Below are 226 nucleotides of genomic sequence, written 5' to 3'. Positions count from 1 at the left end.
CTTTTCCTAGTACTGTTACTTTTTCTCCATTTTTTAAGTTTCCTAGAACCGAGCTACTTGTATTCGCCGCACTTCTTACTCGTAAGCTTGTCGCATTGATCGTTCCTACTTCTTGCGTTCCATTCGTAATGTTTTCCGCTGGCTTTTCTTCTTGTTTTCCTGCTTCTAACTTCACAAACTCTAACGACACATACCCTTCTTTTCCTTGATAGCTTATTTTCGCCCA

Annotated in this window: 1 protein-coding gene; it reads right to left on the bottom strand. The window is 40.3% G+C overall.

The features are described 5' to 3' along the window. Positions 1 to 226 (bottom strand): SH3 domain-containing protein (locus tag MR115_RS29760; protein WP_242243867.1); only part of this gene is annotated, 226 nt, incomplete at both ends.

It is taken from the genome of Bacillus cereus group sp. BfR-BA-01309 (genome assembly GCF_022664315.1).
Classification (GTDB): domain Bacteria; phylum Bacillota; class Bacilli; order Bacillales; family Bacillaceae_G; genus Bacillus_A; species Bacillus_A mobilis.
This window is presented reverse-complemented; position numbering and strand designations above follow the sequence as displayed.